General features: G+C 65.3%; 10 protein-coding genes and 3 rRNA genes. 4 read left to right on the plus strand and 9 right to left on the minus strand.

Translation table 11 applies throughout. From position 1 onward, the window contains the following. Positions 1-430: 430 nt before the first annotated feature. The 3 genes from ACFQVD_RS35040 (at position 431) to rrf (ending at position 5,667) form a co-directional block, all read left to right on the plus strand. A 16S ribosomal RNA gene (locus ACFQVD_RS35040) occupies positions 431-1,956 on the plus strand. Positions 1,957-2,349: 393 nt separating this feature from the next. Next, positions 2,350-5,479: ribosomal RNA gene (locus ACFQVD_RS35045) — 23S ribosomal RNA — on the plus strand. Between the two features lie 71 nt (positions 5,480-5,550). Then, positions 5,551-5,667 (plus strand): 5S ribosomal RNA (rrf, locus tag ACFQVD_RS35050). The 16S, 23S and 5S rRNA genes sit together here, the layout of an rRNA operon. Before the next feature lie 209 nt (positions 5,668-5,876). Here rrf and ACFQVD_RS35055 read toward each other — a convergent pair. After that, positions 5,877-6,665, minus strand: coding sequence for a PhzF family phenazine biosynthesis protein (locus tag ACFQVD_RS35055; RefSeq protein WP_343966992.1), 789 nt, complete (start codon positions 6,663-6,665; stop codon positions 5,877-5,879). A 206-nt stretch (positions 6,666-6,871) separates the two neighbouring features. Here ACFQVD_RS35055 and ACFQVD_RS35060 point away from each other — a divergent pair, with 206 nt between their 5' ends. Next, positions 6,872-7,258, plus strand: coding sequence for a cell division protein SepF (locus ACFQVD_RS35060; protein ID WP_030925173.1), 387 nt, complete (start codon positions 6,872-6,874; stop codon positions 7,256-7,258). Positions 7,259-7,395: 137 nt separating this feature from the next. On the opposite strand, the gene ACFQVD_RS35065 is transcribed toward ACFQVD_RS35060, so the two are convergent. From ACFQVD_RS35065 to ACFQVD_RS35100, 8 genes are all read right to left on the minus strand, one after another. Further along, positions 7,396-8,772 (minus strand): hypothetical protein, encoded by a 1,377-nt coding sequence (locus ACFQVD_RS35065; protein WP_343966989.1) that lies wholly within the window; start codon positions 8,770-8,772, stop codon positions 7,396-7,398. A 143-nt stretch (positions 8,773-8,915) separates the two neighbouring features. Continuing rightward, complete coding sequence (gene argS / locus ACFQVD_RS35070; RefSeq protein ID WP_343966987.1) at positions 8,916-10,658, minus strand: arginine--tRNA ligase; 1,743 nt, start codon at positions 10,656-10,658, stop codon at positions 8,916-8,918. Further along, positions 10,655-13,033 (minus strand): HAD-IC family P-type ATPase, encoded by a 2,379-nt coding sequence (locus tag ACFQVD_RS35075; RefSeq protein ID WP_343966985.1) that lies wholly within the window; start codon positions 13,031-13,033, stop codon positions 10,655-10,657. Before ACFQVD_RS35075 ends, argS begins: the two co-directional genes overlap by 4 nt. Positions 13,034-13,194: 161 nt before the next feature. Further along, entirely contained in the window at positions 13,195-14,202 is a 1,008-nt protein-coding gene (plsX, locus tag ACFQVD_RS35080) for a phosphate acyltransferase PlsX (protein ID WP_343966994.1), read from the minus strand. A 99-nt stretch (positions 14,203-14,301) separates the two neighbouring features. Continuing rightward, positions 14,302-14,874, minus strand: a complete 573-nt coding sequence (locus tag ACFQVD_RS35085; RefSeq protein WP_343966983.1) for a DUF1707 SHOCT-like domain-containing protein — start codon at positions 14,872-14,874, stop codon at positions 14,302-14,304. A gap of 87 nt (positions 14,875-14,961) precedes the next feature. Then, positions 14,962-15,141, minus strand: a complete 180-nt coding sequence (locus ACFQVD_RS35090) for a hypothetical protein (RefSeq protein ID WP_030925184.1) — start codon at positions 15,139-15,141, stop codon at positions 14,962-14,964. A gap of 91 nt (positions 15,142-15,232) precedes the next feature. Next, positions 15,233-15,754, minus strand: coding sequence for a YbhB/YbcL family Raf kinase inhibitor-like protein (locus tag ACFQVD_RS35095; protein WP_343966979.1), 522 nt, complete (start codon positions 15,752-15,754; stop codon positions 15,233-15,235). A 53-nt stretch (positions 15,755-15,807) separates the two neighbouring features. Next, the gene (locus ACFQVD_RS35100; RefSeq protein ID WP_386274424.1) at positions 15,808-16,611 is read right to left on the minus strand and encodes an ABC transporter ATP-binding protein; all 804 of its coding nucleotides are present in this window, start codon (positions 16,609-16,611) and stop codon (positions 15,808-15,810) included. Positions 16,612-16,653: the final 42 nt, after the last annotated feature.

Consider the following 16,653-nt stretch of genomic DNA (forward strand, 5'->3'; position numbering starts at 1 on the left):
CTTGTGTCGTGTCCGCTGACAATCCCTTTGAAACCCAAGGTTCCGGAGACCGGTTCGCAGAGCCGCTCAGGTGCTGGTAAGTTTGAGGGGTTGCTCTGGAAACGGAGTCGCCGAATTCCAGCAAGACCTGCAAGATCAAGTCAATCGATTCAAAACGAGCCGGTTTGACACGAAAAAGCGGGCCTGAAAGAATAACGGCACAACGAAAGAACAGCACGAAAACGAACCGCCCCTGGTTCTCCGGCCAAAACCAGCCGGGACGACGGTGTACGCGTCCGTTTCTTGAGAACTCAACAGTGTGTTAAAAGCCAGTGCATGAAGCACAACCCTGTCCAACCTGCCCTGTCATTGGGGTGGGGGACGGATTCCTTTGGTTGAACATCCATCATGTGTGATGGGTGCTTTCAGCCGGGAGCAACTGTTCAGACATTGTTTGGAGAGTTTGATCCTGGCTCAGGACGAACGCTGGCGGCGTGCTTAACACATGCAAGTCGAGCGGAAAGGCCCTTCGGGGTACTCGAGCGGCGAACGGGTGAGTAACACGTGAGTAACCTGCCCCTGACTCTGGGATAAGCCCGGGAAACTGGGTCTAATACCGGATACGACACCTCCCGGCATCGGGTGGGTGTGGAAAGTTTTTTCGGTTGGGGATGGACTCGCGGCCTATCAGCTTGTTGGTGGGGTAACGGCCTACCAAGGCGACGACGGGTAGCCGGCCTGAGAGGGCGACCGGCCACACTGGGACTGAGACACGGCCCAGACTCCTACGGGAGGCAGCAGTGGGGAATATTGCGCAATGGGCGAAAGCCTGACGCAGCGACGCCGCGTGGGGGATGACGGCCTTCGGGTTGTAAACCTCTTTCAGCAGGGACGAAGTTGACGTGTACCTGCAGAAGAAGCGCCGGCTAACTACGTGCCAGCAGCCGCGGTAATACGTAGGGCGCAAGCGTTGTCCGGAATTATTGGGCGTAAAGAGCTCGTAGGTGGCTTGTCACGTCGGGTGTGAAAGCTTGGGGCTTAACTCCAGGTCTGCATTCGATACGGGCTGGCTAGAGGTAGGTAGGGGAGAACGGAATTCCTGGTGTAGCGGTGAAATGCGCAGATATCAGGAGGAACACCGGTGGCGAAGGCGGTTCTCTGGGCCTTACCTGACGCTGAGGAGCGAAAGCGTGGGGAGCGAACAGGATTAGATACCCTGGTAGTCCACGCTGTAAACGTTGGGCGCTAGGTGTGGGGACCTTCCACGGTTTCCGCGCCGTAGCTAACGCATTAAGCGCCCCGCCTGGGGAGTACGGCCGCAAGGCTAAAACTCAAAGGAATTGACGGGGGCCCGCACAAGCGGCGGAGCATGTTGCTTAATTCGACGCAACGCGAAGAACCTTACCAAGGCTTGACATCGCCCGGAAAGCTTCAGAGATGGAGCCCTCTTCGGACTGGGTGACAGGTGGTGCATGGCTGTCGTCAGCTCGTGTCGTGAGATGTTGGGTTAAGTCCCGCAACGAGCGCAACCCTTGTTCAATGTTGCCAGCACGCTCCTTTTAGGGGTGGTGGGGACTCATTGGAGACTGCCGGGGTCAACTCGGAGGAAGGTGGGGATGACGTCAAGTCATCATGCCCCTTATGTCTTGGGCTGCAAACATGCTACAATGGCCGGTACAGAGGGTTGCGATACCGTGAGGTGGAGCGAATCCCTAAAAGCCGGTCTCAGTTCGGATTGGGGTCTGCAACTCGACCCCATGAAGTCGGAGTCGCTAGTAATCGCAGATCAGCAACGCTGCGGTGAATACGTTCCCGGGCCTTGTACACACCGCCCGTCACGTCACGAAAGTCGGCAACACCCGAAGCCCGTGGCCCAACCAGCTTGTCTGGGGGGAGCGGTCGAAGGTGGGGCTGGCGATTGGGACGAAGTCGTAACAAGGTAGCCGTACCGGAAGGTGCGGCTGGATCACCTCCTTTCTAAGGAGCATCGGTCGCGGTCATCTTCGGGTGGTCGTGGTCCATGCCGTGTTCGTGGGCGAACGTTCCACGCTCGGCGCGCTCATTAGTGGAGCACTGGCTATTCGGTTCGGCGGGATCGCTGATCGGTTAGTACCGCCCTGGTTCTTCGGAGTTGGGGAGTGGGAACGGCGGTTGTGGGGTTTCGCTGGGGTGAACACACTGTTGGGTCCTGAGGAAACGGACATTGTGGCGGGCCCGCTTGTGGCGGGCTTGCTGTCTGTTGGAGCCTCATGCGGGACCATCCTCCTGTCATACCAGCTCGGCCTGTTGAGGGTTCGGGTGTTGGTGGCGGGGTGGGTTTGGTCGCTGTTTGTTGTTTGAGATTTGCATAGTGGACGCGAGCATCTTTGTGGCCAAGTTTTTTAGGGCACACGGTGGATGCCTTGGCATCAGGAGCCGATGAAGGACGTGGGAGGCTGCGTTAAGCCCCGGGGAGTCGCCAACCAGACTTTGATCCGGGGATGTCCGAATGGGGAAACCTAGCACCAGTCATGTGGTGTTGCCTCCGCCTGAATGTATAGGGCGGTTGGTGGTAACGCGGGGAAGTGAAACATCTCAGTACCCGTAGGAAGAGAAAACAAATAGTGATTCCGTGAGTAGTGGTGAGCGAAAGCGGATCAGGCTAAACCGTAGGCGTGTGATAGCCGGCAGGCGTTGCGTTTACGGGGTTGTGGGACCCTCTGGGAGGAGCTGCCGTTCCTCCAGACAGTAAGAAATCCTTCCGATAGCTGAAGCTTCTGGGAAGTGGCGCCGTAGACCGTGAGAGTCGGGTAGGCGAAATTGGTTGGACTGTTGGAGGGGATCCCAAGTAGCACGGGGCCCGAGAAATCCTGTGTGAATCTGCCAGGACCACCTGGTAAGCCTAAATACTCCCTGATGACCGATAGTGAACAAGTACCGTGAGGGAAAGGTGAAAAGCGCCCCGGTGAGGGGTCGTGAAATAGTACCTGAAACCGTGTGCCTACAAGCCGTAGGAGCGTAAACACTTTTCGGAGTGTTTGTGATGTGACTGCGTGCCTTTTGAAGAATGAGCCTGCGAGTTATGGTGTGTGGCGAGGTTAACCCGTGTGGGGGAGCCGTAGCGAAAGCGAGTCTGAATAGGGCGTTTGAGTCGCATGCTGTAGACCCGAAGCGGAGTGATCTAGGCATGGGCAGGTTGAAGCGCGGGTAAGACCGCGTGGAGGACCGAACCCACCAGGGTTGAAAACCTGGGGGATGACCTGTGTTTAGGGGTGAAAGGCCAATCAAACTCCGTGATAGCTGGTTCTCCCCGAAATGCATTTAGGTGCAGCGTTGCGTGTTTCTTGCCGGAGGTAGAGCACTGGATGGCTAATGGGCCCGACAAGGTTACTGACGTCAGCCAAACTCCGAATGCCGGTAAGTGAGAGCGCAGCAGTGAGACTGCGGGGGATAAGCTCCGTAGTCGAGAGGGAAACAGCCCAGACCACCGACTAAGGCCCCTAAGCGTGTGCTAAGTGGGAAAGGATGTGGAGTCGCAGTGACAACCAGGAGGTTGGCTTAGAAGCAGCCATCCTTGAAAGAGTGCGTAATAGCTCACTGGTCAAGTGATTCCGCGCCGACAATGTAGCGGGGCTCAAGTACACCGCCGAAGTCGTGGCATTCACACGTATAACTGAGCCTTTGTGGTTTAGGTGTGTGGATGGGTAGGGGAGCGTCGTGCGGCCGGCGAAGCAGCGGAGTGATCCAGCTGTGGAGGCTGTGCGAGTGAGAATGCAGGCATGAGTAGCGAATCAGAAGTGAGAAACTTCTGCGCCGGATGACCAAGGGTTCCTGGGGCAGGCTAATCCGCCCAGGGTAAGTCGGGACCTAAGGCGAGGCCGACAGGCGTAGTCGATGGACAACGGGTTGATATTCCCGTACCCGCTACGATGCGCCAATACTGAATCCAGTGATACTAAGGGTCCTTAACCCCTCCGAGCCTTCGGGCTTGGGGTGAGGGTGAACGCCTGGCCTGAACTGGTAGTAGGTAAGCGATGGGGTGACGCAGGAAGGTAGCCCAGCCCAGGCGATGGTAGTCCTGGGGTAAGCATGTAGGACGTGTTGTAGGCAAATCCGCAACACATTGAGTCTGAGATGTGATGCCGAGCCGATTGTGGCGAAGTGGGTGATCCTATGCTGCCGAGAAAAGCCTCTAGTGAGTGTCGTGGCGGCCCGTACCCTAAACCGACTCAGGTGGTCAGGTAGAGAATACTAAGGCGATCGGGTGAACTGTGGTTAAGGAACTCGGCAAATTGCCCCCGTAACTTCGGGAGAAGGGGGGCCTTCGCTGGTGACGAACCTTTGCGTTCTGAGCTGGTGGGGGTCGCAGAGGCCAGGGGGAAGCGACTGTTTACTAAAAACACAGGTCCGTGCGAAGTCGTAAGACGATGTATACGGACTGACGCCTGCCCGGTGCTGGAACGTTAAGGGGACCGGTTAGTGGAGTTTCGACTTCGCGAAGCTGAGAACTTAAGCGCCAGTAAACGGCGGTGGTAACTATAACCATCCTAAGGTAGCGAAATTCCTTGTCGGGTAAGTTCCGACCTGCACGAATGGCGTAACGACTTCCCCGCTGTCTCAACCGCAGACCCGGCGAAATTGCACTACGAGTAAAGATGCTCGTTACGCGCAGCAGGACGGAAAGACCCCGGGACCTTCACTATAGCTTGACATTGGCGTTTGGAGCGTCTTGTGTAGGATAGGTGGGAGACGGTGAAGCTATCACGCTAGTGGTGGTGGAGTCATTGGTGAAATACCACTCTGGTCGTTTTGAACGTCTAACTTCGGTCCGTGATCCGGATCAGGGACAGTGTCTGGTGGGTAGTTTAACTGGGGCGGTTGCCTCCTAAAGAGTAACGGAGGCGCCCAAAGGTTCCCTCAGCCTGGTTGGCAATCAGGTGTCGAGTGTAAGTGCACAAGGGAGCTTGACTGTGAGACCGACGGGTCGAGCAGGAGCGAAAGCTGGGACTAGTGATCCGGCGGTGGCATGTGGAAGCGCCGTCGCTCAACGGCTAAAAGGTACCCCGGGGATAACAGGCTGATCTTCCCCAAGAGTCCATATCGACGGGATGGTTTGGCACCTCGATGTCGGCTCGTCGCATCCTGGGGCTGGAGTAGGTCCCAAGGGTTGGGCTGTTCGCCCATTAAAGCGGCACGCGAGCTGGGTTTAGAACGTCGCGAGACAGTTCGGTCCCTATCCGCTGCGCGCGCAGGAGACTTGAAAGGAGCTGTCCCTAGTACGAGAGGACCGGGACGGACGAACCTCTGGTGTGCCAGTTGTTCCGCCAGGAGCACGGCTGGTTGGCTACGTTCGGAAGGGATAACCGCTGAAAGCATCTAAGCGGGAAGCTCGCCTTGAGATGAGGTCTCCCACCCTGTGAGGGGGTAAGGCTCCCGGTAGACGACCGGGTTGATAGGCTGGAGGTGGAAGCGCAGTAATGTGTGGAGCTGACCAGTACTAATAGGCCGAGGACTTGACCACAAAGCAATTCTTGCTCGCGTCCACTAGGCAATTCTGAGACAGCAAACGGTGGTTTGTGTGTTTCATAGTGTTACGGCGGTTATGGCGAAGGGGAAACACCCGGTTACATTCCGAACCCGGAAGTTAAGCTCTTCAGCGCCGATGGTACTGCACCGGGGACGGTGTGGGAGAGTAGGTCGCCGCCGGACAATCTTTCATATGAAGGCCCTCACCTTTCGGTGGGGGCCTTCGTGTTTTCCGAGGGGGTTCCGGAAGGGGCTTGCCGGGGCTCCCGCCAGTCGGTGGGAGCCTTTCTGCTGTGACGACTTCACGGACCGGGAGCCATCGGCCGGCCAGAGGCCACGGAGCCCTGGGCGCTCTCCCCCGGATCGTGCCGTGGCGAGGAAGGGGACAGGACCTAGGCGTGGAGCTCGCCGGAGAGCACGGTCACCGCGCGTCCCGCCAGCTCTACCCGGTCGCCCCGTACGGTCGTGCGGACCACGCCTCCGCGCTGCGACAGCTGGGCGCCCACCAGGCTGTCGGAGCCGAGCCTGGCCGACCAGTAGGGAGCGAGCGCGCAGTGGGCGGAGCCCGTCACCGGGTCCTCGGGTACTCCGACGCGGGGGGCGAAGAAGCGGGAGACGTAGTCGGCGCCCGGTCTGGATGCCCGAGCCGTCACGATGACTCCCCGCGCGTCGACGGCCTCCAAGGCGCGGAAGTCAGGGGCCGCGGCGAGCACGGCGTCCTCGGACTCGACCTCGACGAGATAATCCCAAACATTTTTTCCTCCCCAAACAGGTTTAACTCCGAGCGCATCGATCAGTCCTCTGGGGAGGGGCGTCTCTTGGAGTACTTTTGCCGGGAAATCCATGCTGATTAAACCTGATTTATCCCTGGTCACGGACAGGATTCCACTCTTCGTCGAGAATTCGAGGGTTTCTGGGACCGTTCCCGTGGAATACAGCACATGCGCCGTGGCCAGGGTCGCATGCCCGCAGAGGGCCACCTCGGTCACCGGCGTGAACCAACGGAGTGAGTACGGTCCGCCGTCCTCCGCTTCGAGCAGGAAGGCTGTCTCGGAGTGCCGCATCTCCGCCGCCACGGACTGCATCCAGGTGTCAGGGACTGGATTGCCGAGTACACAGACCCCGGCAGGGTTACCCTTGAAAAATTCATCGGTAAACGAATCGACCGTGTAGACGAGCATGACGCGATGCTAGCGGCGCTGGAGATATCAGTTGAAGTCGAGTCAAGGGATCGGGCAAAGTCAGGGATCGGGCAGACCAGTGCGGTAGCCGTACAAAGTGGAAATAAGCGCTGGGCGTGTCGCATGGCGAACTTCAGATCGTCGGTTACCGTCCAAGATGTAGGGACAGGCCGGGTACGGCGTGGTCCTGGCGAAAGGACGAGCCGATGGGGGCAGTGCGCAAGGTGGCAAGCTACCTTGGTCTGGGCGGGGCCGAGCAGTATGACGAGTCCTACGACTACGAGGATGAGGTCGAAGGCGAGGACTGGCAGTCTGCCTCGGAGCGCGCGGCCAAGCGCTGGCACGCGATGAACGAGCCCTCACGAATCGTGATGCTCACGCCGATGAAGTACAACGACGCACCGGTCATCGGACAACACTTTCGCGAAGGTCAGACGGTCATCATGGACGTCAGCGGGATGAGCACCGCCGAGGCCACGAGGATGGTCGACTTCGTCGCCGGGCTGGCGTACGGCTGCGAAGGGCGTATCGAGCGGATCGCGGAGAAGGTCTTCCTGCTGGCCCCTGCCGAGGTGGAGATCACCAACGGGTGATCCAGCGGCGACCTGGATGTGCGGGGTCCGAGAGATCGGCCCCCGCCACGGTCGCGCGAGCGGCAGGTTCGGCGTCGCTGAGACACCCGCCGGTGAAGAACACCCGTGGGTGAAGGACATCCGGCGAACGGAGCCGGTCAGCCCGCCCGGGGCCCCCGGCGGAGCAGCCGGGTGAGTTCGGCCAGGTCGGAGGCCGCTGTCTTGACCCGGCCCTCCGACTCGCGAGCGTAGTCATGCAGGGCCCACACCGCGCCCTGAGCGAGCTCCCTTAGCTCGGACAGCTGTTTGACGACGTATTCGGCGTCCGCCCGTTCACGCCTGCGCCTGCGCCACAGCAGGTAGCCCCCCGCCGCGGCCGGTAGCGGCGCGAGCAGCGCGAGCGGGAGAACGGGAAGGACCAGCGCGACCACCAGGATCACCGGGGCGAGGGCGAGTAGCAGGTAGGCCGCCCGGGGCCGGCCGCGGACCGGCGTGCCCTCGGTGGCGATGCGTTCCTCGGCGGCGCCCAGCGACTCGGGGTCGGGTCCCTCGGGGCGGAGCGTCACGCGGTGGCCGAGGATCGGCATGGTGACCGACTCGGGGGCCTCGGCCCGGGTGGCCTCGGCGAGCCTCTCCGCCGCGGACCGCACGATGGGCGCGGCCACATGCAGCGCGATCGCGGCCAGGTAAGGATGGGAGCCAGGGTGCAGATCGCTGAGAAGGTGGCTGGTGAGCGGCCTCATCGGGCGCTCGGGGGTGCCGGACCCCATCAGCTGGCGGAGCACGGTCAGCGGTTCGTCCTCGCTCCACACGACCGTCGCCTCGCCGGAGCGATCCGTCTGCGCGGCCTCAAGGAGCGCGAGGTCATCCAGGCCGGTCCCGGTCCCGTCACCCGCTCCGGGGGTGCTCTCACGGGCCGAGGTGATCTCGGCGCAGCGGTCGCGCAGGTGGGTCAGCCTGGCGGCGGCCTGTACGGGAACGGCGAACTCCGGGAGTTCGGCGAGTTCCGCGAACCCGGCCAGGGCCGGTGACACGACGGTCGAGGGCTCGTCGGGGACCAGAGCGCGCAACCACAGGTCGGGTTCGGATGCCGGGGACGCGGCCACCGCGTCGAGTCTGCGGAGAACGAAGATCTTTCCCGCCGGGCCGTACGCTCCGCGGGCGGCGGCGAGCCAGAGGGCCCGCTGGCCGTGGGTCACCGGGCGGTCCAGGGACAGGTCCCCGAAGGCGCTGCCGAGCCAGGAGGCGTGGATGCGGTCGCCCTGGCCGGCGACGGCGAGTGCGAGGCAGAGGAAGAGCGCGGTCCGCCGCTCGTCGCGCTGGGCGGCGCGGGCCAGGGGTTCGAGCGCCTCCTCGCCGCGCATGAGCAGCACGAGGGCCTCGATGGCCGGAGCCAGCCAGTGGTCGGACATGTCCGCGAAACCGGTCGGCAGCTCGGCGGGGACGGTGCCGGCGGCCAGGTCGGTGAGGAGCGCGTCGGCACAGCGGTGCAGCTCTGTCCCGGCCTGCGGATTCGCGGTCAGGTCCGTGCTCAAGGCAGAGAACTCCCCGAAGTTGTGACCGATGACCGCGCCAGCGTATTGCGCTTCGGACATCCCCGCGGGGAGGCGCGCCGAACATGACTTTGCCAGATGATCGCCTTTGATTTCCCAATAAAGACGATCATCTGGTGGACAGGTTACATGCGCTCGGGCACGGGGACGCCGAGAAGGCCCAGGCCGGTCTCCATGACCTTCAGGGTGAGCGCGCACAGGGCGAGCCGCGAGGCACGGGTGGCGGCCTCGACGTCGTCCTTCAGCACCGGGCAGTTCTCGAAGAACGTGGTGAAGGCGCTCGCCGTGTCGAAGAGGTAGGAGGCCAGCTTGTGCGGCGCCGAGTTCTCCGCCATCTCCTCGACCACCGAGCCGAAGCGGAGGAGCTGGAGTGCCAGCGCGCGCTCGGCCGGGTGGCCCAGCACGATGGGTCCGGCCGTCTCGGCCGGGGTCACCCCGCCCCTGCGGAAGATGGAGCGGATACGGGCCTGGGCGTACTGCAGGTAGGGGCCGGTGTTGCCGGTCAGGGCGAGCATGCGGTCGAAGTCGAAGACGTACTCGCTGTCGTGGCTGACCGACAGGTCGGCGTACTTGACCGCGCCCATACCGACGGCGTGCGCGATCCTTTCGCGCTCGGCGTCGTCGTACTCGCGATCCTGGATCACTCCGGCGGCCCTGGTCTCGGCCTCGTCGAGCAGCTCCAGAAGCTTGACCGACTTCCCGCTCCTGGTCTTGAACATCTTGCCGTCGGAGCCCAGCACGCTGCCGATCTGGATGTGCTCCGCCCTGACGTGTTCGGGCAGCCAACCCGCCAACCTGGCCGAGTCGAACACCATCGACATGTGCAGCGACTGGGTCACGCCGATCACGTAGAGGATGCGGTCGGCCTTGAGGTCCTGGACCCGGTAGCGGATCGTGGCCATGTCGGTGGTGCCGTAGCCGTACCCGCCGTCGCTCTTGCGGATCATCAGGGGGAGCGGCTGGCCCTCGCGGCCGGTGTAGCCGGGCGGGAAGACGCAGAGCGCGCCGTCGCTGAGCACGGCGATGCCGCGCTCCTGCAGCTCGTCGCAGACCTGGGCGAGCACGTGGTTGTACATGCTCTCGCCGGCGATGTCCTCGTTGGTCAGCGTCACGCCGAGCTGGACGTAGACCTTGTTGAAGTAGCGGACCGTGGCGTTCATGAAGATGTGCCACAGGCGCATCGTCTCGGGCTCTTCGGCCTGCAGGGTGACGACCCGGGCGCGGGCCCGCCTGTTGAACTCGGGGTCGGTGTCGAACTTCACCCGGGCAGCCTGGTAGTAGGCGTTGCCCTCGCCGGCCTCCAGCTGGGCGACGGCGGCCTCCTCGCCGATGTCCAGCAGGTGCTCGATGAGCATGCCGAACGGCGTGCCCCAGTCGCCGAGATGGTTCTGCCGGATGACCCTGTGGCCCAGGTGCTCGTGGACCCGGGCGAGCGCGTCGCCCACGATCGTCGTGCGCAGGTGGCCGACGTGCATCTCCTTGGCCGCGTTGGGCGCGGAGTAGTCGATCACGATGGTCTGCGGCGAGGCGGACACGCCCACGCCGGCGCGCGGGTCGGCGTGGATCTCCGAGACCTGTGCGGTGATCCAGTCGTCGGAGAGGGTCAGGTTGAGAAAACCGGGGCCGCTGACCTCGACGGTACCGGGGAACGGGTCGTCGGCCCGCCCGGTGAGATGCTCGGCGATCTCCTGGGCGACCTCCCGCGGGGCCCGTCGCAGCCGCTTGCTCAGACTCATCGCCACGTTCGCCTGGTAGTCGGCGAACTGCGAGGGACGGATCAGCGGGTCTGCGTCGGAGTATTCGGCACCAAAGGCCGCGGCCAGCGCCTGCTGGACGCGTTCGGTGAGGGCGAATTGCGGGTCGGTCATGTTCCAAGGGTAGCGGTTGACCGATCCTGAACCGATTGGATATCACCCTGGCCGGGCCCGGTACGGCGGGATCGCATGACCGCGAAGACGCCGGTCAGCACGGCCCCCGCGGCGACGCCGAGCCCGGCCGCGACTCCGCCCGCGGCGGGGTCGCGGAGGGTGAGCGCGAAGAACTCGCGGGTGAACGGGATGGCGAGGGCGAGGGCGAACAGCCCGGCCATGGAGGCCACGAGCGCGACCCGCCACCAGACGTACGGGCGGGCGACGAGGGCCAGCACCCACCAGGCGGCGACGAACAGCGTGATCACCGCCGAGGTGCGGCTCTCCGCCAGGGTGGCGGCCCCGCTCTGGGCGATCCAGTACGACAGGTAGACGGCGGTGGCGCAGATGATCCCGGCGGGGACCGCCAGCCGGAGCACACGTGGCACGAAGCCGCTCCTGGCGCGCTCGTTGCTCGGCGCGAGCGCGAGGAAGAACGCGGGGATGCCGATCGTCAGCGCGTTGATCAGCGTGGAGTGCCGGGGAGCGAACGGGAAGGCGAGCCCGATGACCCCGGTGAGCAGGGAGAGCACGATCGCGTAGAAGGTCTTGGTGAGGAAGAGGCCGGCGACCCGTTCGATGTTGGCCAGCACCCGCCGGCCCTCGCCCACCACGGAGGGCAGGCCGGCGAAGCTGTCGTTCATCAGCACGATCTGGGCGACCGCCCGGGTGGCGCCGCTGCCGGAGCCCATCGCCACGCCGAGGTCGGCGTCCTTGAGCGCGAGCACGTCGTTGACGCCGTCGCCGGTCATCGCGACCGTGTGCCCGCGCGACTGGAGCGCGCCGACGAACAGCCGTTTCTGGTGCGGGCTGACCCGGCCGAAGACGGTGTTGGCCTCCATGATCTCGGCGAGCTTCTCGGGATTGTCATCCGGCAGGGTGCGGGCGTCCACCGCGCGCTCTCCGCCGGGGATGCCGACGGAGGTGGCGATGGCCGACACCGACTCGGGGTTGTCGCCGGAGATGACCTTGACGGTGACGCCCTGTTCGGCGAAGTAGGCGAGGGTCTCGGCCGCCTCGGGGCGGACGCGCTGCCTGAGCACGACGATGGCCGCGGCCTCGACGGTGCCGAGGTCGTCGGGGTCGCGCAGCGAGGCGACCTTCCCCAGGGCGAGCACCCGCAGACCGGTGGCGGCGAGTGCCCCAGCCTCGGTGTACGCCGGGGTGCCGGGCGGCAGGAGGACGTCGGGGGCGCCCAGGACCCAGCAGCCGTGCCCGTCGAACTCGGCGCCGCTCCACTTGCGGGCCGAGGAGAAGGGGATCTTGGCGGCGACGGTCCAGCCGGGGGAGTCGGGGTAGCGGGTCTGGATGGCCCGGGCCGTGGGGTTGGGGTCGGGGTCGAGGTTGGCCAGCGCGCCCAGCGCCTCGGGCACGGGCAGGTCGTCGCGGAGCCCGCGGACCTCACCGAGCTCCATGCCGCCCGAGGTGAGCGTGCCGGTCTTGTCGAGGCAGAGAGTGTCGACCCGGGCCAGGATCTCGATCGCGGGGAGCTCCTGGACCAGGCAGCGGCGCCTGCCCAGCCGGATCACGCCGACGGCGAAGGCGATGCTGGTCATCAGGACCAGGCCCTCGGGGATCATGGTGACGATGCCGGCGACCGTGCTGGTGACCGCCTCGCCGATGCCGGTCCGCCTGCTGACCTGGCTCCAGGTGAGCAGGGCGCCGATCGGAACGACCAGCCAGGTCACGTACTTGATGAACCGGGTGATGCCGTCGCGCAGTTCCGAGTGGGACAGGCCGAACGCGCTGGCCTCCTCGGCGAGTCTGGCCGCGTAGGCGTCGCCGCCCACCCTGGTCGCGACGTAGGAGCCCCGGCCGGCGACCACGAAGCTGCCGGACAGGACCTCGTCGCCAGGCAGCTTGTGCACCGGGTCGGCCTCGCCGGTGAGCAGGGACTCGTCCGCCTCCAGCCCGTCGGAGTCAACGGTCTCGCCGTCGACCAGCAGTTGGTCGCCGGGCGCGAGCAGGATGAGATCGCCGAACACCACCTGCCGGGGCGGGATCTCGGTCTCCGCGCCGTCCCTGCGGACCTTGACCGGAGCCTCGTTGACGATGGCGAGCCGGTCGAGGGTGCGCTTGGCGCGGAGCTCCTGGATGATGCCGATGCCCGCGTTGGCCACGATCACCAGGCCGAAGAGGCCGTCCTGCCACTCCCCGAAGATCATGATCAGCACCCAGAGTACGCCGATCACCCCGTTGAAGAGGGTGAGGACATTGGCCCTGAGGATCGCCGAGACCGATCTGCTCGATCGGCGTCTGACGTCGTTGACCTGCCCGAGGGCCACGCGCTCGGCGACCTCTGCCGAGGTCAGCCCGCGCTGTGTCACCTGCTCCACACGGCCCCCTGCCGATCGACTGGGACTCAAGGGTACGCGGGGTCGGAGAATTCGGTGGAATACGTCACCTGATGCGCGGTAAATATCACCGCAGGTTGGTGACGTGTTCGCGGAGGGTCACCGGAGGCGGTGCGGGCGGCGGCCAGGGGTTTCGTGGCACGTCACCAGAGGCGGTGCGGGCGGGGGACGGCGGCGAGGCGTTCGCCGATGCGGTTCACCACGCCCTCGTGGGCCAGCTTGGCCGCGAGCACGCAGGCGGCGCTCACCCCTTTGGCGTGTGAGGCGCCGTGCGCGATGACCACGGTGCCGTTCAGGCCGAGCAGCACGGCCCCGCCGTGGACCTCGGGGTCGAGCCGCCGGTAGAGCTCCCTGATGCGTCTCTTCTGCAGCAGGCCGCCCACCCTGGCCGTCCGGCTCTCCCTGACCGTCTCGCGGAGCTCGGCGAAGGCGTAGCGGACGCTGCCCTCCATGGTCTTGAGCGCCACGTTGCCGGTGAATCCGTCGGCGACGATGACGTCCACGGTACGGGTGAGCAGGTCGTGGCCCTCGACGTTGCCCGAGAAGTCGAGGCCGGGGGCGGCCGACAGCAGTTCGTGGGCACGTTTGACGAGCTTGTTGCCCTTCCCCGGCTCGCTGCCGATGGTCAGCAGGCCGATCCTGGGATTCTCGATGCCCAGCGCCGTCTCGGCGTAGGCGGCGCCGAGGTGCGCGAACTGCACCAGCATCTCGGCTTTGACCTCGGAGTTCGCTCCGGCGTCCAGCAGGACGGTCGGGGTGGGCCTGGTCGGCAGGGCGACGGCGATGGCGGGCCTGAGCACGCCGGGCTGGCCGCGGAGCCGGAGCTTTCCGGTGGCCACGATCCCGGCGGTGGACCCGGCGGAGACCACGGCGCAGGCGTCACCCCGCCGGACGAGGTGGCAGGCGACGGCGATGCTGGAGCGCGGGCGGCGCAGGCTGGCGAGGGCACCCTCGTCCATGGCCAGAGCCTCCTCGGTCCTGACGATCGGGATCTCGGTGGTCGCGTCATGCCGGGCGAGTGCCTCGTACAGGGGGCGGGGGGCGCCGACGAGCACGACGGAGATCCCGTGCTCTCGCACCGCCCGCACGGCTCCCGCCACGATCTCGTCAGGGGCGTGGTCACCGCCCATCGCGTCCAGGGCGATCGGCATGGTGCCGGGAGCAGTGGTCTCAGGCAAGCGGTCACCTCGTGCGGGATGGTTTGTCCGCATCGTAGGCGGCCCCGGGAGCGGAATGTCCCGCCGGGGTGATCAGGGAGTGCCGGGGAGATTCCAGTCGGTTCTCTCCCGGGAGACGATGATCTTCCCGAAGGTGGCCCGGCCGACGACCCGGATGACGGGGGAGCCCTCGCCACCCCGGCCGCCTGAGACGTGTCTCTTGGCGAACATGCCGCTGACCTCGTCGATGACGTGGGCGTTCTCCGGAACCCGGACGATCAGCTTGCCGCAGAGGGAGTTGACCTCCAGGGTGATCTCCCTGCCGGGGAGCACGGCCTCGGACAGGTCGACGATCAACGCGCCGAAGGTGGCGCTCAGCGTGGTGTGCCGCCCGGCGAGCCAGCGCCCGCCGCGCACGACCTTGCTGAAGACGGCCCCGACCTGCTGCCGCTCGGTGGCGGACTCGCGGCCGGGGGCCACGACGTCGGGCAGGTCGCCGGTGAGGGGGGCGAGGTCGTCCGTGGTGACGGCGCGGTAGGCGATGTCCAGGCGGTCGGCGTGCTCGACGCTGGTCAGGCGGCCGGTGGCGAGCGCCTCGCCCAGCACCGCGGCCACGCGGTCGCGATCGGCGTCGGAGGCGCGCAGAACGGGGTGATGAGACGTCATGACGCGAGTGTACGACTACTTAAGATATATCGCGAGACCTGTTCGTCGTCTGTGGCGGCGGGGAGACCGGTCGGTCTCCCCGCCGTCTCAGCGACCCGGGCGTCGCACGGAGGTGCGGCGGGCGATCTCGGCTTGGAGCCTGGCCATCTGCCAGTGCAGCTCGATGAGCTGCTCGGTGAGCTGGAGACGTGGAATCTCTGACGGGTCCTCGACGGACAGGTGGTCGATCGCGGTGGACAGCTCTCGCATCGCGCGCCCCCACTCCATGACGGCATCCTTGGATCGAAACAACGTTCGAATCATACCGGATCACCGAACACGCTGTCAGTCCATTGCCTCCTGTGTCACGTCCTGTCGGCTAGCTCTCGTACTCGGGAACGACGTATCCGCGGGCCAGAGTGTGGGCGGTGATGTTGAAACCCAGCACGGCGGCCGAGGCGTCGGCGCCGAGGCCGAGCTTCTCCACGTCGAGGGCGTGCACCGCGAAGATGTAGCGGTGCGGATGTCCGGGGGGCGGTGCGGCCCCGCCGTAGGCGGTGATGCCGTAGTCGTTGCGGCCGTGCACGCCCACACCGCCGTCACCGGCCCCCGCGCCGGCGTCCAGCTCGGTCACGTCCGCGGGGATGTCGAACAGCAGCCAGTGCCAGAACCCGCTGCCGGTGGGCGCGTCGGGGTCGAAGCAGGTCACGGCGTAGCTGAGAGTGCCCTCGGGTGCGCCGGACCAGCGCAGCTGGGGCGAGACGTTCTGGCCGTTGAATCCCCAGTCGTTGAACACCTGGGCCGCGGCCAGGCGCTCTCCGTCGCGCACGTCGTCGCTTTCGACGGTCAGCGCGGGAACCTGGGGCAGGAAGTCGTACGGAATCGGTGGCCGGGTGGACACGATTCACCTCCGATGGGAGCGTCTTTTCGGTCGCTCCTCATCTTGCCCGGCGATCAGACCTTGTTGTAGGCGGCGAGGACCGTCTGCGGGTCGCCGTCCATCTTGATTTTGCCTTTGTGCAACCAGATGACCCGGTTGCAGGTCTCCTCGATCACGTCGAGGTTGTGGGCGACCAGGAAGACGGTGCCGGCCTCGTCGCGCATCTTCTTGATCCGGTCCTGGCTCTTGCGCCGGAACTCGCGGTCGCCGGTGGCCAGCGCCTCGTCGATGAGCAGCACGTCGTGGGACCTGGCCGAGGCGATGGCGAAGCGGAGTCTGGCGCCCATGCCCGAGGAGTAGGTGGACATGGGGAACTGGACGAACTCCCCGATGCCGGAGAAGTCGACGATGTCGTCGTACTTCTCCTTGACCTGCGCGGGGTTCATGCCCATCGCGTAGCAGCCGAGCACGATGTTGCGCTCGCCGGTGAGCTCGCGCATCAGCGCGGCGTTGACGCCGAGCAGGGAGGGCTGGCCGTTGGTGTAGACGGCGCCGGAGTGCGGGGGCAGCAGCCCGGCGATGGCGCGCAGCATGGTGGACTTGCCGGAGCCGTTGCGGCCGATGATGCCGATGGCGTCGCCGTGACGAGCCACGAAGGAGACGCCGCGCACGGCGTGCACCTCCTTCATCTGCGGCCGTCCCTGGCGCTTGACGAGGCGCATCAGGGCGTTGACGGCGTTGCCCTTCTCCACGTCGCTGGCCGCGCCGTAGACCCGGTAGATGATGTGCAGGTCGTCCACGATGACCGTGGGGGTGCCCTCCCGGGCGCCCTTGGCGGGTTCCGGGTTGGGATGCACCCTGACGTCCGTGCCGGGCACGGCGGGCTCCTCGGCCTTCACTCGGGACAGCTCCTCGGTCAA

Source organism: Streptosporangium amethystogenes subsp. fukuiense (assembly GCF_042665875.1).
Taxonomy (GTDB): Bacteria; Actinomycetota; Actinomycetes; order Streptosporangiales; family Streptosporangiaceae; genus Streptosporangium; species Streptosporangium fukuiense.

Bases quoted from the DNA above. Each gene is read 5' to 3' on its own strand.
- ACFQVD_RS35055 (WP_343966992.1), bottom strand. From the start codon at position 6,665: ATGCTCGTCTACACGGTCGATTCGTTTACCGATGAATTTTTCAAGGGT.
- ACFQVD_RS35060 (WP_030925173.1), top strand. From the start codon at position 6,872: ATGGGGGCAGTGCGCAAGGTGGCAAGCTACCTTGGTCTGGGCGGGGCC.
- argS (WP_343966987.1), bottom strand. From the start codon at position 10,658: ATGACCGACCCGCAATTCGCCCTCACCGAACGCGTCCAGCAGGCGCTG.
- plsX (WP_343966994.1), bottom strand. From the start codon at position 14,202: ATGCCGATCGCCCTGGACGCGATGGGCGGTGACCACGCCCCTGACGAG.
- ACFQVD_RS35085 (WP_343966983.1), bottom strand. From the start codon at position 14,874: ATGACGTCTCATCACCCCGTTCTGCGCGCCTCCGACGCCGATCGCGAC.
- ACFQVD_RS35090 (WP_030925184.1), bottom strand. From the start codon at position 15,141: ATGGAGTGGGGGCGCGCGATGCGAGAGCTGTCCACCGCGATCGACCAC.